At 62.6% G+C, this 22,980-nt stretch carries 13 protein-coding genes, 6 tRNA genes and 3 rRNA genes (1 of these 22 running past the window's edge); 18 read left to right on the forward strand and 4 right to left on the reverse strand.

The genetic code is table 11. The features are described 5' to 3' along the window. The 5 genes from S6FBBBH3_RS01845 to lptG form a co-directional block, all read left to right on the forward strand. Positions 1-59 (forward strand): 16S ribosomal RNA (locus S6FBBBH3_RS01845) (it extends 1,476 nt beyond the left edge of the window). Positions 60-349: 290 nt separating this feature from the next. Continuing rightward, positions 350-3,230 (forward strand): 23S ribosomal RNA (locus S6FBBBH3_RS01850). A 96-nt stretch (positions 3,231-3,326) separates the two neighbouring features. Next, positions 3,327-3,441, forward strand: a 5S ribosomal RNA gene (gene rrf / locus S6FBBBH3_RS01855). Together the 16S, 23S and 5S rRNA genes form the textbook arrangement of a ribosomal RNA operon. Positions 3,442-3,632: 191 nt before the next feature. Next, entirely contained in the window at positions 3,633-4,772 is a 1,140-nt protein-coding gene (gene lptF / locus S6FBBBH3_RS01860) for an LPS export ABC transporter permease LptF (RefSeq protein ID WP_120176167.1), read from the forward strand. Between the two features lie 4 nt (positions 4,773-4,776). After that, positions 4,777-5,913 (forward strand): LPS export ABC transporter permease LptG, encoded by a 1,137-nt coding sequence (gene lptG, locus S6FBBBH3_RS01865; RefSeq protein ID WP_120176168.1) that lies wholly within the window; start codon positions 4,777-4,779, stop codon positions 5,911-5,913. A 74-nt stretch (positions 5,914-5,987) separates the two neighbouring features. On the opposite strand, the gene uvrA is transcribed toward lptG, so the two are convergent. Beyond that, on the reverse strand, positions 5,988-11,627 hold the full coding sequence (gene uvrA, locus S6FBBBH3_RS01870; RefSeq protein WP_232008810.1) for an excinuclease ABC subunit UvrA: 5,640 nt from the start codon (positions 11,625-11,627) through the stop codon (positions 5,988-5,990). Between the two features lie 215 nt (positions 11,628-11,842). Here uvrA and S6FBBBH3_RS01875 point away from each other — a divergent pair. From S6FBBBH3_RS01875 to S6FBBBH3_RS01900, 6 genes are all read left to right on the forward strand, one after another. After that, positions 11,843-11,918: transfer RNA gene (locus tag S6FBBBH3_RS01875), tRNA-Ala, on the forward strand. Between the two features lie 7 nt (positions 11,919-11,925). Continuing rightward, positions 11,926-12,001 (forward strand) — tRNA-Glu (locus S6FBBBH3_RS01880). 81 nt (positions 12,002-12,082) lie between these two features. After that, positions 12,083-12,158 (forward strand) — tRNA-Ala (locus S6FBBBH3_RS01885). Between the two features lie 12 nt (positions 12,159-12,170). Beyond that, positions 12,171-12,246 (forward strand) — tRNA-Glu (locus S6FBBBH3_RS01890). A 125-nt stretch (positions 12,247-12,371) separates the two neighbouring features. Continuing rightward, positions 12,372-12,447, forward strand: a tRNA-Ala gene (locus S6FBBBH3_RS01895). An 8-nt stretch (positions 12,448-12,455) separates the two neighbouring features. Further along, positions 12,456-12,531: transfer RNA gene (locus tag S6FBBBH3_RS01900), tRNA-Glu, on the forward strand. Between the two features lie 164 nt (positions 12,532-12,695). Here S6FBBBH3_RS01900 and S6FBBBH3_RS01905 read toward each other — a convergent pair. Then, the gene (locus S6FBBBH3_RS01905; protein ID WP_120176170.1) at positions 12,696-12,995 is read right to left on the reverse strand and encodes an HPF/RaiA family ribosome-associated protein; all 300 of its coding nucleotides are present in this window, start codon (positions 12,993-12,995) and stop codon (positions 12,696-12,698) included. A 419-nt stretch (positions 12,996-13,414) separates the two neighbouring features. On the opposite strand from S6FBBBH3_RS01905, the gene S6FBBBH3_RS01910 reads away from it, so the two are divergent. The 7 genes from S6FBBBH3_RS01910 (at position 13,415) to erpA (ending at position 20,112) form a co-directional block, all read left to right on the forward strand. Next, positions 13,415-14,128 carry a hypothetical protein gene (locus S6FBBBH3_RS01910; protein ID WP_120176171.1) on the forward strand — a complete coding sequence of 238 codons (714 nt, stop codon included), beginning with the start codon at positions 13,415-13,417 and terminating at the stop codon, positions 14,126-14,128. A 248-nt stretch (positions 14,129-14,376) separates the two neighbouring features. Further along, positions 14,377-15,870, forward strand: coding sequence for a glycerol kinase GlpK (glpK, locus tag S6FBBBH3_RS01915; RefSeq protein ID WP_120176172.1), 1,494 nt, complete (start codon positions 14,377-14,379; stop codon positions 15,868-15,870). Then, entirely contained in the window at positions 15,867-17,507 is a 1,641-nt protein-coding gene (locus tag S6FBBBH3_RS01920; RefSeq protein ID WP_120176173.1) for a glycerol-3-phosphate dehydrogenase/oxidase, read from the forward strand. Before glpK ends, S6FBBBH3_RS01920 begins: the two co-directional genes overlap by 4 nt. Positions 17,508-17,736: 229 nt before the next feature. Then, entirely contained in the window at positions 17,737-18,345 is a 609-nt protein-coding gene (locus S6FBBBH3_RS01925) for a MarC family protein (protein ID WP_120176174.1), read from the forward strand. A gap of 283 nt (positions 18,346-18,628) precedes the next feature. Continuing rightward, on the forward strand, positions 18,629-19,057 hold the full coding sequence (gene rplM, locus S6FBBBH3_RS01930) for a 50S ribosomal protein L13 (protein WP_120176175.1): 429 nt from the start codon (positions 18,629-18,631) through the stop codon (positions 19,055-19,057). Between the two features lie 14 nt (positions 19,058-19,071). Continuing rightward, complete coding sequence (rpsI, locus tag S6FBBBH3_RS01935; protein WP_120176176.1) at positions 19,072-19,464, forward strand: 30S ribosomal protein S9; 393 nt, start codon at positions 19,072-19,074, stop codon at positions 19,462-19,464. Between the two features lie 276 nt (positions 19,465-19,740). Continuing rightward, entirely contained in the window at positions 19,741-20,112 is a 372-nt protein-coding gene (gene erpA / locus S6FBBBH3_RS01940) for an iron-sulfur cluster insertion protein ErpA (RefSeq protein ID WP_120177782.1), read from the forward strand. Between the two features lie 109 nt (positions 20,113-20,221). On the opposite strand, the gene S6FBBBH3_RS01945 is transcribed toward erpA, so the two are convergent. Together S6FBBBH3_RS01945 and S6FBBBH3_RS01950 are read right to left on the reverse strand one after the other, a co-directional pair. Further along, positions 20,222-21,328, reverse strand: a complete 1,107-nt coding sequence (locus tag S6FBBBH3_RS01945) for an anhydro-N-acetylmuramic acid kinase (protein ID WP_120176177.1) — start codon at positions 21,326-21,328, stop codon at positions 20,222-20,224. Next, entirely contained in the window at positions 21,325-22,878 is a 1,554-nt protein-coding gene (locus S6FBBBH3_RS01950) for a M23 family metallopeptidase (protein ID WP_120177783.1), read from the reverse strand. The genes S6FBBBH3_RS01945 and S6FBBBH3_RS01950 overlap by 4 nt, the downstream gene beginning before the upstream one ends. Between the last annotated feature and the right edge of the window lie 102 nt (positions 22,879-22,980).

A 22,980-nucleotide genomic window follows, 5' to 3' on the forward strand; every position in this document is an offset into this window, starting at 1 on the left:
CTGGGGTGAAGTCGTAACAAGGTAGCCGTACCGGAAGGTGCGGCTGGATCACCTCCTTTAAAGAGAGCAAGTCCGAACGGCCTGCCGCTCTTCACGGTGTTCACACTTATCCGTGTCGTTGAAATGATTTTCGAAGACAGGAATGTTCTTTAAAAATTTGGAAAAGAAATGAAGCGTTCAACTGAATGCGCCGGCTCTTGATGAGAGGGTCGGAGATGCAGCAGTTGAGGGTTGTGATTGCATTCATTTGATTTCATGAAGTTCTCAAGAACCGACATAAATCAGAGAAACAGCGAAACACGTTACAGGTTGCTTGTAGCTTTGAAGGCAAAAGGCTTCAGAGTTATAGGATCAAGTGACTAAGTGTATGTGGTGGATGCCTTGGCGATCACAGGCGATGAAGGACGTGACAGCCTGCGAAAAGCTGTGGGGAGCTGGCAAATAAGCTTTGATCCACAGGTCTCCGAATGAGGAAACTCACCTGTTTTACAGGTATTCATAACTGAATACATAGGTTATGAAGGCGAACGCGGTGAACTGAAACATCTAAGTAACCGCAGGAAAAGAAATCAACCGAGATTCCGAAAGTAGCGGCGAGCGAAATCGGAGAAGCCCTGTGTTTGATAATGACTTCGATACCGGAACGATCTGGAAAGTTCGGCTATAGAGGGTGACAGCCCCGTACGGGAAATCGCAGTCATGGTACTAAGAACACGACAAGTAAGGCGGGACACGTGACATCCTGTCTGAAGACGGGGGGACCATCCTCCAAGGCTAAATACTCGTGATCGACCGATAGTGAACCAGTACTGTGAAGGAAAGGTAAAAAGAACCCCGGGAGGGGAGTGAAATAGATCCTGAAACCGCATACATACAAACAGTAGGAGCCTCGTAAGGGGTGACTGCGTACCTTTTGCATAATGGGTCAGCGACTTACGTTCAATGGCAAGCTTAACCGTATAGGGGAGGCGCAGCGAAAGCGAGTTCGAACAGAGCGATTCAGTCGTTGGGCGTAGACCCGAAACCAGATGATCTATCCATGGCCAGGTTGAAGGTGTGGTAACACACACTGGAGGACCGAACCGACTAGTGTTGCAAAATTAGCGGATGAGCTGTGGATAGGGGTGAAAGGCTAAACAAATCTGGAGATAGCTGGTTCTCCCCGAAAACTATTGAGGTAGTGCCTCGTGTATGACTCCAGGGGGTAGAGCACTGTTATGGCTAGGGGGACATGGCGTCTTACCAAACCATGGCAAACTCCGAATACTTGGAAGTTTGAGCACGGGAGACAGAGCACCGGGTGCTAACGTCCGGACTCAAAAGGGAAACAACCCAGACCGCCGGCTAAGGTCCCTAATATTGACTAAGTGGAAAACGAAGTGGGAAGGCTAAGACAGTCAGGAAGTTGGCTTAGAAGCAGCCATCCTTCAAAGAAAGCGTAATAGCTCACTGATCGAGTCTTCCTGCGCGGAAGATGTAACGGGGCTAAGTCAATAACCGAAGCCGCGGATGCACAGCAATGTGCGTGGTAGGGGAGCGTTCCGTAAGCCTGCGAAGGTGACTTGCAAAGGTTGCTGGAGGTATCGGAAGTGCGAATGCTGACATGAGTAACGTTAAAGCGGGTGAAAAGCCCGCTCGCCGTAAGCCCAAGGTTTCCTGCTCTACGTTCATCGGAGCAGGGTGAGTCGGCCCCTAAGGCGAGGCTGAGAAGCGTAGCTGATGGGAACAAGGTTAATATTCCTTGACCGCCGCCAAGTGCGAAGGGGGGACGGAGTATTGAAGATCATCCGGGTGTTGGAAGTCCCGGTTTCCGAGCGTAGGAAGTCGACAGGCAAATCCGTCGACGAATTTCCGAGGCGAAGGATCGAGGTTCTACGGAACCGAAGTGATTGGATGTGCTTCCAGGAAAAGCCTCTAAGCTCCAGCTTGGCGGGACCGTACCGCAAACCGACACTGGTGGGCGAGCTGAATATGCTCAGGCGCTTGAGAGAACTCAGGAGAAGGAACTCGGCAAATTGACACCGTAACTTCGGGATAAGGTGTGCCTTGGTAGCGTGAAGGGAGAAACACCCGGAGCGTGAAGAGGTCTCAGAGAATCGGTGGCTGCGACTGTTTACTAAAAACACAGCACTCTGCAAAGACGAAAGTCGACGTATAGGGTGTGATGCCTGCCCGGTGCTGGAAGATTAATTGATGGGGTGCAAGCTCCTGATCGAAGTCCCAGTAAACGGCGGCCGTAACTATAACGGTCCTAAGGTAGCGAAATTCCTTGTCGGGCAAGTTCCGACCTGCACGAATGGCATAACGATGGCCACACTGTCTCCTCCTGAGACTCAGTGAAGTTGAAGTGTTTGTGATGATGCAATCTCCCCGCGGCTAGACGGAAAGACCCCATGAACCTTTACTGTAGCTTTGCATTGGACTTTGAACCGATCTGTGTAGGATAGGCGGGAGACTGTGAAGCGAGGACGCCAGTTCTCGCGGAGTCGTCCTTGAAATACCGCCCTGATTTGTTTGAGGTTCTAACCTAGGTCAGTCATCCTGATCGGGGACCGTGCATGGTAGGCAGTTTGACTGGGGCGGTCTCCTCCTAAAGGGTAACGGAGGAGTGCGAAGGTACGCTAGGTACGGTCGGAAATCGTGCTGATAGTGCAATGGCAAAAGCGTGCTTGACTGCGAGACCGACAAGTCGAGCAGATACGAAAGTAGGTCATAGTGATCCGGTGGCTCTGTATGGAAGGGCCATCGCTCAACGGATAAAAGGTACTCTGGGGATAACAGGCTGATACCGCCCAAGAGTTCATATCGACGGCGGTGTTTGGCACCTCGATGTCGGCTCATCTCATCCTGGGGCTGTAGCCGGTCCCAAGGGTATGGCTGTTCGCCATTTAAAGAGGTACGTGAGCTGGGTTTAAAACGTCGTGAGACAGTTTTGTCCCTATCTGCCGTGGGCGTTGGAAGATTGACGGGGGCTGCTCCTAGTACGAGAGGACCGGAGTGGACTGACCTCTGGTGTACCGGTTGTCACGCCAGTGGCATCGCCGGGTAGCTATGTCGGGAAGAGATAACCGCTGAAAGCATCTAAGCGGGAAACTTGCCTGAAGATAAGTCTTCCTGGAGGCTTGACCTCCCTAAAGAGTCGTTCGAGACCAGGACGTTGATAGGTTGGGTGTGTAAGCGCTGTGAGGCGTTGAGCTAACCAATACTAATTGCTCGTGCAGCTTGATCCTATAACCGTGAAGCTTTTCTCCTGTCGGAGAGAACTTCGAAATCGATGGGCATCGCAGCCCGCTTCATTTCGATTCCGTACAAAATTCAAAGTTTTGTCTGGCGACCATAGCGAGGTGGCCCCACTCCTTCCCATTCCGAACAGGACAGTGAAACGCCTTAGCGTCGATGATAGTCGGTTGTATTTCCGGTGAAAGTAGAACATCGCCAGACTCCCCATTCAAGAACCCTCGGTACTTCGGTGCCGGGGGTTTTTGTTTTGTCTGAAAACTCTTGAGAGGACGAACCGCTCCGGTTCTCGACTACAATCGAGACACCCTTCAAGGCGACGGAGGGGGCGGCCCGTGCGCTTCGCGACAACGGGCAGCCCACTCGTTGCCGATCGAACTCGAACGACGACACTCATGATCTTCAAGCGTTCCCAGGTCTCCGAATTCGCCAACAGCGCGGGCGGGGTCTTCACCGTACTCTTCACCATCGTCATTGCCGTCGGCATGGTGCGCATCCTGAGCCTTGCCGCGGGCGGACGCATCGACAACGCGGCGGTCCTGCAGATGGTGCTCTACAACGCGCTCACGAACCTGCCGCCCCTCTTGGCGGTGTCGCTCTTTGCGGCCGTGCTGATGACGCTCATGCGCTGGTGGCAGGACAACGAAATGGTGGTTTGGTTTTCCTCGGGCGGCCGGTCGCTCCTCTCCTGGATCGGCCCCGTTTTGCGCTTCGCGCTTCCGCTCGTGGCGGTCATCGCGCTTTTGTCGCTCTTCATTTCGCCCTGGGCGCGGTCTCAGACGGAAATGATCCGCACGCAGTATCAGCAGCGTGACGAAGTGAATGCGATTGCTCCGGGGCGTTTCATCGAAACGATGGGCGGTCGCCGGGTTTTCTTCATCGAGTCGGCGGGCGATGCCCCGAACCGCGTGGGACGCATTTTCGTGGCCGAAGCGGGTCTCGACAAAGAGTCGACCGTGATGGCCGAAGGCGGCTCGATTGAAATCAACGAAGAGGGCGACCGCTACATCGTCCTCAACAACGGCCGTCGCTACGAAACGCAGAAGGATTCCGCGCAGACCCGCGTGCTCGAATTCGACACCTACGGGATCCGCGTCGACATCAAGGTCGATCAGACGTTCCGGGCTTCGCGCGTCTCGAGTCAGCCCCTCACGGTGCTCCTTGCAAGCCCCACGCCCGAATTCCAAGGGGAGCTCCTCTGGCGCCTCTCCTGGCCCCTGGCGGCCCTGAACCTCGTTCTCCTCGCCGTACCCCTTTCCTGCACGAGTCCCCGTGCGGGGCGCAGCCTCAACCTGATCCTCGCCGCCCTCATCTTCATCCTCTACTTGAACGGGGTGTCGATCACGGAAAGCTGGGTGTCGCACGAGACGATTTCGTTCTGGACGGGGTTGATCGGACTCAACGGCACCGCGTTCCTTCTGGCGGTGCTCCTTTACGTGCGTCGTGTTTACATGATGCGGTGGCTTCCCGCCTGGTGCTCCTGGTGGAGACTCAAAGAAATTCTTGCCGCCCGACGTCCGAAGAAGGAGGCGTAACGCCATGCGCGTCATTACCCGACAGTTCACCAAAGAAATTCTCGTCTCGACCTTGTTCGTCCTGACGGCCCTCGTAGCGATCTTCGCGTTTTTCGAGTTGATCGGACAGCTCGACGACGTGAGCAAAGACTACCCGATGAGCTTTGCGCTTCTGATGACGGTCCTGGTGCTCCCCGACCGCATCTACGAAGTGATGCCGCTCGCGGTCCTCTTGGCGGCGGTCTATACGATGTCGCGCTGGTCCGCCTCGTCCGAGTACACGGTGCTGCGCGTGGCGGGGATGTCGCCCGCCCGCATGGCGCTCTCGCTTCTCTTGCCGGGGTTGCTCCTTGTTGCGGCCACCTATGGCGTGGGCGAATTCCTCTCGCCCTGGTCGGAGCGCTACGCGCAGGAGCAGCAAACGCTGCAGCGCAACGCCACCCTGCGGGCCCGCGGCTACGCCTCGGGCGTCTGGGTGCGCGACGTGACGACGAACGTGCGCGGCGAAGAGGTCGACCGCTACATCAACGTGAGCAACCTCATTGCGGGCGAAAGCAACGCGACGGGGGCCTGGCGTCTCTTCGAATTTTCGCCCGAAGGGAAGCTCATGCGCATGATCCGTGCGGACTCCGCCCACTTCGAAGAGGGTAAGGGCTGGTGGCTCCACGACGCCGTGGCCGTGACGTACCCCGACGTCGACCCCCGATCGACCGAGCCCACCGACGCCCGGATCGTGACGGAACCCGCCGAAGACTTCTTTTTGAAGTCCTCGCTCGGACCCGAGATCCTGGGCGTTATGACGACGAAACCCGCCGACATGTCGATGCGCGATCTGGATCGGTACCTGAAGCACCTGGAGCGCACCAACCAGCAGAAGGAACAGTACGAAATCGCCTTCTGGTCGAAGGTCTTCTACCCGCTTGCGATTCTCGTGATGCTTGCGCTCTCCATGCCCTTTGCCTACATGAACGCGCGTGCGGGGGGCGTGGCGATCAAGATCTTCGGCGGCGTGATGATCGGGATCGTCTTTTACGCGATGAACAACCTTTTCGCGTACCTGGGCGTTCTCAACACCTGGTCGCCTCTGGCGGCAAGCCTCGCGCCGACGGTCGTGATGCTCGTCGCGGCGGCCTGCGCTCTTTACTGGGTGGAAAAGCGCTGAGGCTTTCGCGGAGATGACAAAGTGCAAAAAGGGCGGCCCTTTCGGGCCACCCTTTTTGATGCCGGGCTCAAGCGTCAGGCGCTTTTCGCGCGGCTCCTGCTCTTCTTGCGGGCGTGGGCCTTCAGGAACGCTTTGAGGGCCTTGCCCGTATGGGTGGGAAGCGCCGCGATGTCGCGGGGCGAGCCTTCACCGACGATGCGCCCGCCCGCGCTTCCGCCTTCGGGCCCGAGGTCGATCACCCAGTCGGCCTCGGCCGCAACGTCGAGGTTGTGCTCGATCACAAGGACCGTGTTCCCCGCTTCGACGAGGCGCGAAAGGACGCCGATCAGCTTCTCGACGTCGGCCATGTGAAGCCCCATGGTGGGTTCGTCCAGAACGTAGAGGGTCTTCGGAGCCGCGCGGCGAACGCGGCCCGGTGCCGCATGTGCTTTGGCAAGTTCCGTCACGAGCTTGATGCGCTGCGCTTCGCCGCCCGAGAGCGTGGGCGAGGGCTGACCGAGCGTGAGGTAGCCGAGCCCCACGTCCTGCATGAGTTGCAGGGGATGCGCGATCGAGGGCATGGAGGCAAAGAACTCGACCGCCTCGTCGACCTCCATCGTGAGGATGTCGCCGATCGTCTTTCCCTTCCACGTGACGCTGAGCGTCTCGGGGTTGAAGCGCTTCCCTTCGCAGGCTTCGCACGGCACCTTGACGTTCGGGAGGAACGACATTTCGATCGTGCGCAGCCCTTGGCCCGAGCAGTAGGGGCAGGAGCCTTCGGCGTTGTTGAAGGAGAAGCGGCTTGCCGTGTAACCGCGCCCGAGCGCTTCGACCGTACCCGCAAAGACCTTGCGGATCTGATCGAAAAAGCCCACGTAGGTGGCGGGCGACGAACGGGGGGTCTTCCCGATCGGCGTCTGGTCGACTTCGAGGACGCGATCGATCGCATCGAGCCCGTCGATGCGTTCGACGTCCGTCCAGACGCGCTTTTCGGGCGCGACCTTCACGTTGCGGCTCGCGTTCGCAAAGAGCACTTCGCGCGAGAGGGTCGACTTGCCGGAGCCGGAAACGCCCGTCACGACGACGAGGCGCCCGAGAGGAATGCGTACGCTCTCCAGCTTGAGGTTGTTCTTTTCAACGCCGCGGAGCGTGAGCCAGGCGGTCTCGGGATCCTCCGGATCCACGGGACGCGCGGGGATCCCCGTGTGCACGATCGGGTTCTTGAGGTAGCGCCCCGTCACGGACTCGGGGTCGGCCTTGATTTCGGCCACGGTCCCTTCGGAGACGACCCGGCCTCCGCGAATGCCCGCTCCCGGACCGATGTCGAGCACGTGGTCCGCGCGACGGATGGTCTCTTCGTCGTGTTCGACCACGAGGAGGGTATTGCCCTTGCGGGTGAGGTCTTCGATGGCGTCGATCAGGATGTCGTTGTCGCGCGGATGCAGACCGATCGTCGGTTCGTCGAGTACGTAGCAGACGCCCCGCAGATTGGTGCCGAGTTCGGCGGCCAGACGAATGCGCTGCGCTTCGCCCCCGGAGAGGGTCGGGGCGCTGCGCTCGAGCGTGAGGTAGCCGAGACCGACGCGCTTCAGGAAGTGGAGTCGCGAGCGGATTTCCGCCACGGCGTCGCGCGCCACCGCCGCTTCGCGGTCGGTGAGCTCGAGCGACGCGAAGAAGGCTTCCGCCTCGTCGATCGTTTTGCCGCTCACGGCCTGGATGGGCTCGCCGTGCCAGAGCACGTTGCGGGCCGCTTCGTTCAGGCGCGCGCCGTGGCAGTCCGGGCACACGGTGCGCACTTCGTCGTCGTCGCCGAGTTCGTCCTTGAAGGCCACCCCCTTGCGAACGGCCTTGCGGATCGTCTCCGTCACGAAGCCGTAGCCCGAGCACGTGGGGCAGGCGCCCGCCGCGGCGTTGTAGGAAAAGAGGCGCGAGTCGAGCTCGGGGAAGCTGCGGCGGCAAATCGGGCAGGCGCGTTTCACCGAGTAGAGACGCGGTTCGGCGTCGCTGTCGGCAAGCGCCAAAATCGAGGGCGCGTCAAAGCGCGTGAAGACGTCGTGCAGCACCCCCGCGCGCTCCGACCCGCTCATGGCGTGCCCGAGCGTTGCGGCGGGCAGTTCGATCGTGTGCAGGCTGTTGCGCGCAAGCGTCGGGATGCGCTCCGCGATGTCGACGTACGTGCCGTCGATGCGCAGACGCGTGACGCCCATCGAGCGGGCGCTTTCCATCTCGGCGCGGAAGATCCCCTTGCGGTTGCGAACGAGCGGCACGAGGAGCGTCACGTCCTGTCCGGGATAGTCCCGCCCGAGGCTCTGAAGAATCTCTTCGGGGCTCTGGGGTTCGACGGGTACGTGACAGTCCGGGCAGTACTGCGTGCCGAGCTTCACGTAAAGGAGTCGCAGGAAGTGGTGGATTTCCGTCATGGTCGCCACCGTCGAGCGCAGGCCCCCGCGGCTCGTACGCTGCTCGATCGCGACCGTGGGGGGAATCCCGCGCACGGCGTCGACGTCCGGAACGGGCGGCGGCTGCACCATGGAGCGGGCGTAGGCGTTGAGGCTTTCGAGGTAACGGCGCTGGCCCTCGGCAAAGACGATGTCAAACGCAAGCGTCGACTTGCCGGAGCCCGAGGGGCCCGTGACGACCGTAAAGCGGTCGCGCGGCAGCGCGACGGTGACGTTCTTGAGGTTGTGCTCGCGAGCGCCCTCGACGCGGATTTCTTCGCACGGGGCGTCTTCCGTTCGGGGCGATTCGAGGGGCGGCAGGTTGAAGAAACTCTCGCGGCTCGCGTCGCCCTCAAGCGCCCGTCGCCAGGCGGAGAGCGCTTCGCCCGTCAAGGTGCCCGCGGCCGCCATTGCGTCGGGCGTCCCTTCGAAGACGAGTTCGCCCCCTTCGTCGCCGCCCTCCGGCCCGAGTTCGATCACCCAGTCGGCGTTGTTGAGGACGTCGAGGTTGTGTTCGATCGCGAGCACCGTGTGCCCGAGCGCGATGAGCCGGTCGAAGACGTCGACGAGTCGGTCGATGTCCGCGAAGTGAAGCCCCGTCGTCGGTTCATCGAAGACGAAGAGCTTCCCCGTTTTCGACTTCTTGCGCCCGGCGATCCCTTCGGCGAGGTGGGCGGCGAGCTTGAGGCGCTGCCGCTCGCCCCCGGAAAGCGTCGTCAAGGGCTGCCCGAGCGTGAGGTAGCCGAGACCGACGAGCCTCAGGTACGAGAGCGACGAGCCCACCGCGGGGTGCTTTGCGAAAAGCTCCACCGCCTGATCGACGGTGAATTCGAGAACGTCGGCGATCGAATAGTCCTTCCCGTCCGCGAGCGTCGCGGTGACTTCGAGGATTTCGTCGCGGTAGCGTCGGCCGTTGCATTCGGGGCAGGGGAGATAGACGTCGGAGAGGAACTGCATCTCGACGTGCTCGGTCCCGGAGCCGAGGCACCGCGGGCAGCGCCCGCGCCCGCCGTTGAAGGAGAAGTCGCCGCGGGTGAAGCCCTTCGCGACGGCTTTGGGCGTCATGGCGAAGATGTTGCGGATCACGTCGAACGCGCCCACGTAACTCACGGGGTTCCCGCGGGTGGTGGTCCCCATGGGGCTTTGGTCGACGAAGACGACGTCGGAAGGAATCGTCCCCGAGAGCTCTTCCCCGCCCGCTTCCGCGGCGACCGCCAGGCCGAGCTTGCGCGAGAGCGCGGGCACAAGCGAGTCGGCCACGAGAGTCGACTTGCCGGAGCCCGAAACACCCGCCACGGCGACGAAGCGCCCGAGCGGAAACGAGACCGTGAGGTCTTTGAGGTTGTGTTTCGTCGCGTGCGCGATCGTAAGCCGCGGCGTCGCGTCCGTCACCTCGAGCGTGCGGCGCGCGATGCGCTTGCGCCCCGAGAGGTAGTCGGCCGTGAGCGTGGAGGCGGCAAGCGCCTCGCGGGTGGTGCCGTTGAAGACGATTTGGCCGCCCGCGCGACCCGCGCCCGGACCGAGGTCGATGAGGCGGTTGCCGGCCAACATCACCTGAGGATCGTGCTCGACGACGACGAGCGTGTTGCCCGCTCGGGCCAGACGGCGCAAAACGCCGTTGACGCGGTCCATGTCGCGGGGGTGCAGACCGATCGACGGTTCGTCGAGCACGAAGAGCGTGTTGACGAGGTTCGTGCCGAGCGCCGTCGTGAGGTTCACGCGTTCGACTTCGCCGCCCGAGAGGGTGCGGCCCTGCCGGTCGAGTGTGAGGTAGGAAAGACCCACGTTGCGCAGGAACCCGAGCCGCGCCGTGATTTCGTCAAGGAGCAGGCGGTGTGCTTCGTCGAGGTCGTCGCGCTTGAGGCGCGCTTCGAAGAGCGCGGCGAGGCGCCCGATCGGAAGCGTCATGAGTTCGTGAAAGTTGAAGCCCGGAAGTTCGTTGCTCGCTTCGGGCGAAAGCCGCGCGCCCGGCACGGGGAAATTCTCGGGCGGACAGGCGCGACGCTCGTCGAGCGTGCCGTAGCGCCACGCGAGGGCTTCCCCCTTGAGGTGCGAGCCCTTGCAGTCCGGGCAGGTCGTGTAGGAGCGGTAGCGCGAGAGGAGTACGCGCACGTGCATCTTGTAGCTCTTCGTCTCGAGCCACTCGAAGTAGTGACGCACGCCGTACCACTGGCGCTTCCAGTCGCCCGACCAGTCGGGGTCGCCCTCGATCACCCAGGTGCGATCGGCTTCGGAAAGTTCTTCGAAGGGCGTATGGACATCGATTCCGCGCGCCTTCGCATGGCGCAGAAGGTCCGCCTGACAGTCGGCGTTCGTCTTCGTCTGCCAGGGGCGAATGCAGCCGCCCGCAAGCGTCTTCGACGTGTCCGGAATGACGAGCGACATGTCGGTCTCGATGATGCGCCCGAAGCCGCGGCAGCTTTCGCAGGCGCCCACGGCGGAATTGAAGCTGAAGAGGTTCGGTGCGGGCGAAGAGAACCGTCGGCCGCACGCGGGGCAGACGCGCCCCCGCCGGTAGGTGCGAAGCGCTTCGAATCGACCGTCGCGCTCGACGTAGAGGGTCGTTTCGCCCACGCCCTTTTCGAGCGCCGTTTCGATCGCTTCGACGGCGCGGCTCCTCTCGACGCTTCCCCACTTGAAGCGGTCCGCGGCGACGACGAGACGGGTGGAGCCGTCGGGGCGGCGTTCCTCTTCGACGATGCGGGTGAAGCCCTGGGCGGAGAGCCCCGAAAGCGCGGTTTCCAAAGGAAGCTCCTTCGGAACCTTTACGGCGAAGGTCACGTAAAGACGTGCGTTCTCCCCTTCGGGAAGCGTCGCCGCCGTGCGGCCGAAGTCCTCCCAAATGACGTCGGGATTGAAGTCGGGGACGGGCACGCCGCAGTCCGGACAGAAAAGCTCGGCCTCGTGCGCGAACAGGAGCTTCAGGTGGTCGTTGAGCTCCGTCATCGTCCCCACCGTTGAGCGCGAGGTGCGCACCGACCCCGAACGGTCGATCGCAATCGCCGGGGGAACCCCCTCGACCGCGTCGACGTGGGGTCGGTTCATGCGGTCGAGGAACTGACGCGCATAGGGCGAAAAGGTTTCGACGTAACGGCGCTGCCCTTCGGCGTAGAGCGTGTCGAAGGCCAGCGAGCTTTTCCCCGAGCCCGAGAGCCCCGTGACGACCGTGAACTCCCCGACGGGGATGTCCAGATCGAACCCTTTGAGATTGTTTTGACGGGCGCCGCGAATGCGGATCGTTCGCCCGGCCTCGTCGCCCGCCACTTCGTGGCGCGGCGCTTTGCTCGATGTCGTCAAGATCGTCCTCTTAGGATGAAAGTTGTTGAGAGGATAGGGGGCCCGAGCCCGTCCCTCTGCGGTAGGAACCATTCTACGGAGCGCACCGCCCGAGGGCGCCGCCCCCGGGGGGCCGGGGCGTAAAAATCGGCAAATGTAAAAAAGTGTAAGAATTCGGGATTCTGCTCTTGCCAAAACGAAAAAGACTCGGCATAATTCAACTCTCTCAAGACAACGGGGGATTAGCTCAGCTGGGAGAGCGCTTGCATGGCATGCAAGAGGTCAGCGGTTCGATCCCGCTATCCTCCACCAAGATAAGGTCCCTATCGTCTAGAGGCCTAGGACACGACCCTTTCACGGTCGGTACCGGGGTTCGAATCCCCGTGGGGACGCCAGTATAAAAGCCCGTCGAGTTAGCGCTCGGCGGGCTTTCGGCTATTTATGAGAGGGTTGCTTTTTGCAATCCACGCCCGAGTGGGGGATTAGCTCAGCTGGGAGAGCGCTTGCATGGCATGCAAGAGGTCAGCGGTTCGATCCCGCTATCCTCCACCAACGTTTTTTCGTGTCCCTATCGTCTAGAGGCCTAGGACACGACCCTTTCACGGTCGGTACCGGGGTTCGAATCCCCGTGGGGACGCCAACACTTCCTCGAAGCGGGAGCTTTGGGTCGAGGTGGAAGCACCGCCGAAAAAACAGGGTGCCGGAGCAACGGGTTCCAGTTGACAAATACGCAGAACCACGCTAGAATTACTCTTCTCGTTGACCGGGGGATTAGCTCAGCTGGGAGAGCGCTTGCATGGCATGCAAGAGGTCAGCGGTTCGATCCCGCTATCCTCCACCAAGAACAAGGTCCCTATCGTCTAGAGGCCTAGGACACGACCCTTTCACGGTCGGTACCGGGGTTCGAATCCCCGTGGGGACGCCAATTTCAAAGCCCGTCGAGTTAGCGCTCGGCGGGCTTTTGGCTTTTTGGGTTTTCCGGGCTCGCGGCGTTCGCGTTTCGCGGGGGCAAAAAAAATCGACCTCGGGTCCGGAGCCCGAAGCCGATTTTTCGAGCGGGCGTCGCTGCGCCCGCCCTCTCTCGTTCGTTTAGTGCTGACGACGCTTGTCGGCTTCTTCCTTGACGGAGCGGCGCACCGTGTCGAATGCTTCGTTCAGGGCGGCCATGACGTCCATGTTCGTGCGGTTGACGATGACGGGGTGACCCGAGGCCATGAGGTCGATGCGCACGGTGAAGGCGCCGATCGTCTGGTGGCCTTCCTGCGTGACGGTCACCTTGCAGTCGGTGAGCTGCTGGTCGAAGCGCTTGAGAGCTTCCCACTTTTCGGCGACGGCCGTTTCAACGGCGGCAGAGCGGTTGATGCCATGGAAAACAGTCTGAACGGTCATAGAAACCTCACTTTGTAGTTTTTGTATTGTTATCGGGAAGTCCGAGGGGTTGAACACCTCGCCCTTTCGTCCCTCCTTTGATTCAAGTGTAGCGAGACGGCGGGGTCGGCAAAAAACTTTACGCAAACACTTGTTTCAGGCCAGAGAACCTCAAGATTCGTCTCGCGCCCCGCGGCGTTATCTCTTAAAATGCGCACCGTTCGTTTAAGAGGGCGTTTTCATGCGGCGACGCGCCGCTGGTCGGACCCGACGCCGTCCGTCCGACTCGCTCCGGCCGGTCGCCCGACCGGCTTCGTGCCCCGAGAACGGGGGGCCCGACGGAGTTTTTCCGCCCCACACCCGTATTCATTTCATCCGAGACGCGCTTTTCGGCTTTTACTGAAGCAAGGCGTCTCCGACTCACCTCAAGGAATTCCAACATGGATCGCAAACCCTGGCAGGGCAACGGCCCCCGTCGTTCGTTCGACGACCGCCGCGAACGCTCGGACCGCTCGGATCGCTTCGACCGTTTCGAGCGCTCGGACCGCGCCGATCGTTCCGATCGCTCGGATCGTTTCGGCCGCTTCGAACGTTCCGATCGTACGGATCGCGCCGAACGCCCGAACCGTTTCGAACGCTTCGAACGCACGGACCGCTTCGAGCGCTCCGACCGCGCGGAACGCGGCGAACGCCGCTTCGGCAATCGTTCGGACCGTTCCGATCGCTCCGACCGCCGCGGCGGCGACTTCCGCAAGGGCCCGCGCGCTTTCGGTAAGGAACGCGCCGACTTCGGTCAGCGCTCTGGCCCGCGCGCCCGCGCCTTCGAAACGCGCCGCTTTGCCGAACGCAGCGACTTCGCCAAGCAGGCCGTGGTGAAGCTCGACGCCGACATCGCGGACTTTTTCAAGAGCGCCGAAGACGTCAACAAGTTCCTGCGCCTCGTCCTGACGGCGGCCGACCTCGTGAAGAAGCCCGCCGAGGAAGAAGCCGAAACGGTGACGCCCGACACGGCCGCGACCCTCTTTGCCGAAACGGATCTCGAAGACGACGAAGAGTCGAGCTACGGTGAAGGGGCCGAAGAGGCCGTCGCCGAAGAGGCCGACGACGAGGACGACGCCGAAGAAGCCCGCGAAGCGGCGCCGAAGGCCGAATAACGGCATCGGAGCCCGCTTCGAGAGGCACCATGCACGCGGCGCTCCCGCGCGAAGAAGAACTTCGCGCCGGGGCGCCGTTTTCGCAGATGCCCGTCGATTCTTAAGGTCGCACGAAGGCGGCCTCGGCTAAACTATCGGGATGGACGGCATCCTCCGAAAGGATGAGAGCGCCGCTCCGTCTTCCGTCGGGCTCTCCGCCCCTTTTTTTGTTTCAACGCCCCCCGCTTTTTCTACGTGAGGCTCCGCGCATGACGACGTACGTTCTTGCTCTCGATCAGGGCACGACGAGTTCCCGAGCGTTGCTCTTCAATCGACGCGCTCAGGTCGTGGCTCTCGAGCAGATGGAGTTCCGGCAGTACTATCCGCAACCCGGTCGGGTCGAGCACGATGCCGAAGAAATCTGGAATACGCAGCTCGCGGTGGCGCGTGCGTGTCTGCGCAAGGCGGGCGTTTCGGCGAGCGAAGTCGCTGCCGTGGGCGTGACGAACCAGCGCGAAACCACCGTCATTTGGGACCGCCGCACGGGCGTGCCGATTGCACCGGCCGTCGTCTGGCAGGACCGCCGCACGTCGGACGTCTGCGAAGCGCTCATGAGCGCGGGCGAGGCGCCCTTGGTGACGGGCAAAACGGGTCTTCGCATCGACCCCTACTTCTCCGCCACCAAAATCGCCTGGCTGCTCGACAACGTGCCGGGCGCGCGTGCGCGCGCCGAACGCGGCGAACTCGCCTTCGGCACGATCGACACGTGGCTCATGTGGAAGCTGACGGGCGGGGCCCTGCACGCGACGGACGTCTCGAACGCGAGCCGCACGCTCCTTTGCGACCTGCGCACGGGCCAGTGGGACGACGAACTCCTGCAGCTCTTCAACGTGCCCGAGACGCTTCTCCCCGAAATCGTGCCGAGCTCGGACGTGCTCGGCTATACCGATCCGGAACTTTTCGGCGCTCCCATCCCGATTGCGGGCGTGGCGGGCGACCAGCAGGCGGCCACCTTCGGGCAGGCGTGCTTCGAGCCGGGGTGCGCGAAAAACACGTACGGCACCGGCGGCTTCCTGCTCATGAACGTGGGCGAAACGCCGCGCGAAAGCCTTCACCGACTGATTGCCACCGCGGGGTGGCGTCTCGACGAGGACCCCACCCAATACGCGCTCGAAGGGAGCGTCTTCATCGCGGGCGCGGTCGTGCAGTGGCTTCGCGACGGATTGCAGTTTTTCAAGTCCGCCGAGGAAATCGAAAGCCTGGCGCGCAGCGTCCCCGACAGCGACGGGGTCTACCTCGTGCCCGCCTTCGTCGGGCTCGGCGCCCCGCATTGGGACTCGGACGCGCGCGGCCTCATCGTGGGGCTTACGCGCGGGACGACCCGCGCCCACATCGCGCGCGCGGCTTTGGACGGGATCGCTTTCCAGTGCGCCGAAGTGCTCGATGCGATGCAGCGCGACGCGCACACGCCGCTCAAAGAGCTTCGCGTTGACGGGGGCGCCTCCCGCAACAACCTTCTCATGCAGTTTCAGGCCGATATTTCGGGCGTTCCCGTCATTCGGCCGGCCATCACGGAAACGACCGCCCTCGGGGCGGCCTTCCTCGCGGGGCTGGCTACGGGCGTCTGGACCGACTGTTCCGAAATCGCTTCGATGTGGCGCGTCGATCGGGTGTTCGAACCCGCGATGAGCCAGGATCAACGAGACACTTTGATGAACCAATGGACCCGTGCCGTCGGGCGGGCCCGCAAATGGAACCAATGACCATGTCTGATGTGAAACCCATCGTCCGCGAGGATATGCTCGCGCAGCTTCGTGAAGACGTTCTCTGGGACGTCGTTGTGATCGGGGGCGGCGCCACCGGTACGGGCATCGCGGTTGACGCCGCGTCGCGCGGCCTCAAGGTCGTGCTCCTCGAGGCGCAGGACTTCTCCGCGGGTACCTCTTCGCGCTCGACGAAGCTCATTCACGGGGGCGTTCGCTACATGAAGAACCCCCGCGACTGGGGGCTCGTGCGCGAAGCGCTCAAGGAACGCCGTCTGCTCATCCAGAACGCGCCCCATCTCGTGCACTCGAAGCCCTTCATCCTCCCCTGCTACAAGAAGTGGGAGCGTGAGTTCTACACGGTCGGTCTCGGCATCTACGCGGCCATGACCTACGGCGGCTACGGCATCGGCCGAACGAGCAGCCTTTCGCGCGAAGAAACCATGTCGCGACTCCCCGGCGTGAAGGCCGAAGGCCTCATGGGTGGCGTGCAGTTCTACGACGGTCAGTTCGACGACGCGCGTCTCGCGGTGGCCCTCATGCGCACCGCGCACGACCAGGGTGCGCTCACCCTCAACTACATGCCCGTCACCGGCATCGAATACCGCGGCGGCTGGATCCAGTCCGTCACGGCCACCGACAAGGAAACGGGCGAAGAATTCCGCATCCGCACGAAGATGGTCTTCAACGCCGCGGGTGCCTGGGTCGATCCGATCCGCCGCATGGTCGATCCGGAAGCGTCGACCCTCGTGCAGGTTTCGCGCGGCTCGCACATCCTGCTCGACAAGTCCTTCATGCCGGGCGAAACCGGCATGCTCATCCCGAAGACGCGCGACGGCCGCGTGCTCTTTGCCATTCCCTGGCATGAAATGCTCCTCGTCGGCACGACCGACGTCGAACAGCGCGAAGCCGACTTCGATCCGAAGGTGAGCGACGAAGAAATCGACTTCATGATCGAAACGGCCTCGGGCTACCTCGACAAGCCCATCACCCGCGCCGACGTGAAGGCGACCTTTGCGGGTCTGCGTCCGCTCTTCAACCCGCAGGCGACGGGTTCGGCGGGCGGGACGGCCAAGGTCTCGCGCGAACACGCCGTCTTGCCCGAATTCGGTAACATGATCACCGTGACGGGCGGCAAGTGGACGGCCTACCGCAAGATGGCCGAACACGCCATGACGGAAGCGACCCTGCGTCACCTCGTGGCGCCGCGCCTCTGCGTGACGAAGACTCTCCCGATCCTCAACGACGAAACGTGGGATCCGGCCGCGCTCGAAGTCGAAGCCGAACGCTCCGACGCCGCGGACGACAAGGTCGTCGCCTACGCGCTTTACTGCCGCGAATTCGAAGCCGCCCGTACGGCCGAAGACGTGCTCTTCCGTCGTCTGCGCCTCGGCCAGATGAACGAAGCCCGCACGAACGAACTCCTGCCGAAGGTGCGCGCCGCGTTTGCGGGCGAAGCCCAAGTCGAAAAGGAAGTGGCCGCCGTCGTTGCCGCGACCGAAGCCGCCGAGCCCGTCGAAGCGAAGGCGGAAGCGGCCGTCGAGGCTCCCGAAACGGTTGAAAAGGTCGAAGCCGCCGAAGTCGTTGAGGCGGTCGAAGCGGTCGAAGCCGAAAAGGACGGGAAGGCCGAAAAGTAAAAGGCCCGAGGGCCTTGCAGAATCGCCGTGCCGCGACGAACGGGTAAATGTGTAGTGTATCCGGCGCTCGTTCGTCGCGGTGCGTGCGATGCTTGACGGATGGTCGGCGGGAAAGAACGTTCTTTTCCCGCCGCACGTCGGTGGTCGGGGTGCATGAAGCGCCCCGATTTTCTTTTTCGTGTTCGGACGGCGCCCCGCGCGCGCCGTTCTTTTTCCGAGGTTCTCACTCATGGAGTACGGCTTCTGGGGCGCGCTCATGCTGATGGTTCTCATGGCGGACCCGCTCGGCAACATCCCCATTACGCTTGCCTGCCTGAAGACGGTGCCCAACAACCGTCGCCCGATCGTACTGATCCGGGAGTGTCTCATCGCGATGGTGACGCTTCTGCTCGCGATGTTTTTCGGTCGGAGTTTCCTGGAGTCGATCGGGCTCACGGACGCGGCGCTCAGTATCGGGGGTTCCGTCATCGTCATGCTGATGGCGATTCGCATGGTCTTCCCCACGAAGGACGGGGTCTTCGGCGAAACGCCGGGGGGAGAGCCCCTCATCGTGCCGCTTGCGATTCCCGCTCTCGCGGGGCCGTCGACGCTCGCCACGATCATGATGCTCGCGGCGAGCGACCCCTCGCGCATGCCCGAGTGGGGCCTGATCGTCGTCATCACGATGGTGGTGAGCTGCGTGACGCTCCTTGCGGCGGAGTGGCTCCAGAAGAAGCTCGGCGATAAGGTGACGCTTGCGATCGAACGCCTGACTGGTCTCATCCTCGCGATGATGGCCACGCAGATGGCGCTCTCGGGGATCGCCTCCTACGTCAAGGGGCTCGGGCTCGGGGCGTGAAAAAATCGGCCCTTTCGGTGGACATCTGAGAGACCTTGAGATAAAATCCGCACCCTGACTTTGCGTCGCGGATTGCTTCCCCATCATTTTCCACTGGCGCCGCGAACTGCGTGGAGTCGGTATACCAAACTGTTCTCGGGATCACGGAGGAAGCGCGGTCGTTGACGGCTGCTCCGACGCAGATCCTATCGTTTTAGTTTTCGTTGCAGGAAACGCACCCGTTGTGGCGGCGCCATCCGCCGGCGTGCGAACCTGTCAACAGCAACCAATTAGGTGAAACGCAATGAAGACCTTCTCGGCCAAGCCGCTTGAGGTTAAGCGCGACTGGTTCGTGGTCGATGCCAGTGAAAAGGTGCTCGGCCGCCTCGCCGCGGAAATCGCTCTGCGCCTTCGTGGCAAGCACAAGCCCGAATACACGCCCCACGTCGACACGGGCGACTTCATCGTCGTCGTGAACGCCGACAAGCTCGTTCTCTCCGCTGAAAAGGCGGGCAAGAAGACGTACTACCGCCACACGGGCTACCCCGGCGGCATCTACGAAACGACCTTCAAGGAAATGCAGGCGAAGCACCCGGGCCGCGCGCTCGAAATCGCCGTCAAGGGCATGCTTCCGAAGGGCCCCCTCGGCTACGCCATGATCAAGAAGCTCAAGATCTACGCCGGTGCCGAACACCCGCACACCGCCCAGCAACCCAAGGTCCTCGACCTCTAATAAAGGCTTGAAAGATGATCGGCAACTACAACTACGGCACCGGCCGTCGCAAGAGCTCGGTCGCTCGCGTCTTCATTAAGCGCGGTACCGGCAAGATCGTGATCAACGGTCGCTCGCTCGAACAGTACTTCAACCGCGAAACGGGCCGCATGGTCGTCATGCAGCCGCTCGAACTCACGGAAAACGTCGAAACGTTCGACATCACCGTGAACGTTCACGGTGGCGGCGAATCCGGCCAGGCCGGCGCCATCCGTCACGGCATCACGCGCGCCCTCATCGACTACGATGAAGGCCTCAAGTCCGTTCTGTCGAACGCCGGCCTCGTCACGCGCGACGCCCGCGAAGTCGAACGTAAGAAGGTTGGTCTCCGCAAGGCCCGCCGCGCCAAGCAGTTCAGCAAGCGCTAATCGGACCTCGTGCTCTCGCGGATCGGATCTTTCGAATCCGATCCGTCGACAAGCCTCGAAAACGCCGTATCCCGAAGTCGGGGTGCGGCGTTTTTTTCGTTGCATGTCGGCCGTCGAAACCCGTCCGAGAGTCTCGCGCGGACCGAGGGATTTCGTGTACGATTGAATCCTGATTTTTTCGGTGGTTCGACTTCGATCGATCGACGTCGCATCACCCCGTTGGGGACCCCGCGCGGGTCCCGCACGCAGAAGGAATTCGCAAGCATGACGGAAGAAATGAACACCACCGCTCCGACCGAAGACGTTCCGGAGCTCATTCCCGATCCCATCAACTTCACGGACGCCGCCGTCGCGAAGGTGAAGAGCCTCATGGACGAAGAGGGCAACCCCAACCTGAAGCTGCGCGTCTTCGTGCAGGGCGGCGGTTGCGCGGGTTTCCAGTACGGCTTCACGTTCGATGAAGTGCAGAACCCCGACGACGCCGTGATGGAAAAGGGCGGCGTGACGCTCCTCATCGACTCGATGAGCTACCAGTACCTCGTCGGCGCCAAGATCGACTACAAGGAAAGCCTCTCGGGCGAACAGTTCGTGATCGACAACCCGAACGCCGTGACGACGTGCGGGTGCGGTTCTTCGTTCGGGGTTTGAGTTTCCGAACTCGACCGAACGGCACGACTGCCACGCAATGCGAAAAGGCCGCGGACTCCGGGTTCGCGGCCTTTTTTCAATCGCGTTGCGTGTTCGCGGGCACGGGTACTCAGGCCGGGTACCAGCAGCCGAGAATCCGGGGACCGCGAGCGCTCGTGACGGCGGGCAGATTCCCGGGGAGGCGCAAAAGGAACATGCGCGCAAGCCACGCGAAGGCGGCGCCCTCGACCTCCATGGGGTCAAGCCCGTATTCGCCCGTATCGGTGACGCGAACGTCGGGCAGGTGCGCCGCAAGGCGCGTTCTCAATGTGGGGTTGAGCGCTCCTCCGCCGCAGAGGAGCACCTCCGCGGTGCCGGGCTGCGTTTCGAGGATCGCGCGTGCGGCGGTAAGGGCGGTGAGTTCCGTCACCGTGGCGGCAACGTCCCGGGGGTCGAGCGTTCGACGGGGATCGAGCTTGAGGAGGCGCGCTTCGAGCCACGCGAAGTCGAAGCGCTCGCGCCCCGTCGATTTCGGGGGCGGAAGTCGGAAATAGGGTTCGTCGAGAAAGGCTTCGAGGAGGGGCTCGAGGACGCGCCCCTCGGCCGCCGTACGGCCGTCTTCGTCGAAGAGTCGCCCGAAGGCCTCCGACATCCACGCGTCAAGGAGCATGTTCCCCGGGCCCGTGTCGAACCCCGAAACGGGCGTCGCGTCCCCGAGCGCCGGAAGCAGCGTCGCGTTGGCGATGCCGCCGATATTGAGTACGGCGCGAGGGAAATTCGTCCGAAACCTTTCCGCGTGAAAGGCGGGAACGAGCGGAGCGCCTTCGCCGCCTGCCGCCACGTCCCGGGAGCGAAAGTCGGCGACGACGTCGATCCCCGTGAGTTCCGCAAGCAGTGCCGGGTAATTGAGCTGCACCGTAAAGCCCCGTTCGGGCCGGTGACGAATCGTCTGCCCGTGCGCGCCGAGGGCGGCGACGTCTTCGCGCGCGAGGTGCGTTTGCCTAAGAAGCCGCTCTACGGCGAGGGCGTACGCTTCGGCCAACCCCCGGGAGGCGTCCCCCATGCGTTCGATTTCGTTCTCACACCCGAGGGCGAGCGCGAGGAGTTCCGAGCGCAACTCGGGCACAAAAGGCGCGTGAGCGCGTCCGAGAAGTTGCATGCGATTAGCTTCGAAGTCGACCGCAACGGCGTCGACCCCGTCGAGACTCGTGCCCGACATCAAACCGATCGTGATCACTTCGTCTTCTCCCCGGACTTTTCGGGCTTTTCGGATTTTTTGGTGGCCGCCTCGGCTGCTTCGGCGGCTTCGCGCTCTTCGCGCAGCGTCTCTTCTTCCTCGCGTCGCAACTCTTCGGCGCGCGCGAGCGCGGCGGCGCGCTTGAGCTCTCCGGGGCTTATCGCCCCTTCGGCGCGGGCGGCTTCTTCGAAGCGCTCGAGTAACGGCGCCGCCAGGGCACGCAACTGCGCCGTCTGGTAGGGGGAGAGATTTTCCGTATCGGGCAGGTCGGCCGTCTTCGGATTGATCTGCACGCCGTCGATCATGAGTTCGTAGTGGAGGTGCGGTCCCGTGGCCAAACCCGTCATCCCGACGTAGCCGATCACCTGGCCCTTTTCGACGCGCTGACCCGAACGCAGCCCGCGCGCCACCTTCGACATGTGGGCGTAGAGCGTCGTGCGGCCGAGCCCGTGGTCGATTTTCACGTAGTGGCCGTAACCGCGCGCTTCGTAGGAAACGCGCTCGACGACGCCGTCGGCGGCGGCGAAAATGCGCGAGCCCGTCGGGGCGCGCAGGTCCGTGCCGTTGTGGGCGCGCAGAACGCCCGTCACCGGGTGGCGCCTCAGGGGCGAAAACTCCGAACTCACGTCCTTCACGTCGAGCGGAATGCGCATGAACGTTTGCGAGGCCGAACGGCCGTCGATCGTGTAGAAGCCCTCGGAGCGCGCGCCCGCGTAGAGGAACGCTTCGTCGACGGTGTCGCCGCGCACGGTTTCGATGGCGAGAAGCCGCCCGTTACGCACGAAGTGACCGTCGGCGTACTTCTTTTCGTAGATGAGTCGAAGCGTGTCGCCCGCGCGGAGTCGGGCGATCGGGTCGTTCGCGCCCTCCCAGACGAGGGGCAGTTGGTCGGCGACCTCTTCGGGGATGCCGAGCGCCTTCACCGTGGCGGCCGTCGAGCGGCCGACCGTCCCCGAGACGAGTTCGTCGGTGGTCGAATAGACGAAGGGCTCCACCGAGGCCGTGAAGATCGTCCCCTCGCGGCGGATTTCGACGCGGCGCGAGTCGGCGTCGTGGGGGCCTTCCATGTAGAGGTGCAAAAAGGCGATGCGACCGTCCTCAAAAACGCCTGCCGTCACGAACTGACCGGGCTGCGGGTGCACGAAGGGACGGGTCTTGGGGGAGGAGCGCAGGAAGCGAAGCGCTTCCGTGTCGGTGAGTCCCAAGCGCGCGAAGAGCGTCGTAAGCGTGTCGCCCGTTTCGAGCACCGCAAAGCGCGTCTCGACGGGGGCGTTCGCGGCAAGCGCCCGGAGCGAATCGCGCAGCCCCGCAAGCTCCACGGGTTCGACCACCGTAGTTGCGGGGGCGGGGACGCCGCGAAGTTCTGGGCCCGCATGGAGCGCGAACACCGTGCCGCCGACGGCGAACGCGATCAGACCGCCGAGCGCGAGCAGGCGGTTTCGGGCTCGAACGAGCGGGAAACGGCGGCGCGCGGCAAAGCCCCGCTGCCAATGCAGAAACGAGCGGCCGAGGCCGCGCAACGAAGCGGCGACAAGGGTTGGGGAGGTCATGGTAAAGCGGCGCGAGAAAACATCGGGCATTTTAGAGGAGATCCGTTCGGCGGTTTCGCGGGGAGGGCGACGCGTTTGGGCTAAAATTTCGGGACCCGCGCC

The sequence above is a fragment of the Sutterella megalosphaeroides genome (assembly GCF_003609995.1).
GTDB lineage: Bacteria > Pseudomonadota > Gammaproteobacteria > Burkholderiales > Burkholderiaceae_F > Sutterella > Sutterella megalosphaeroides.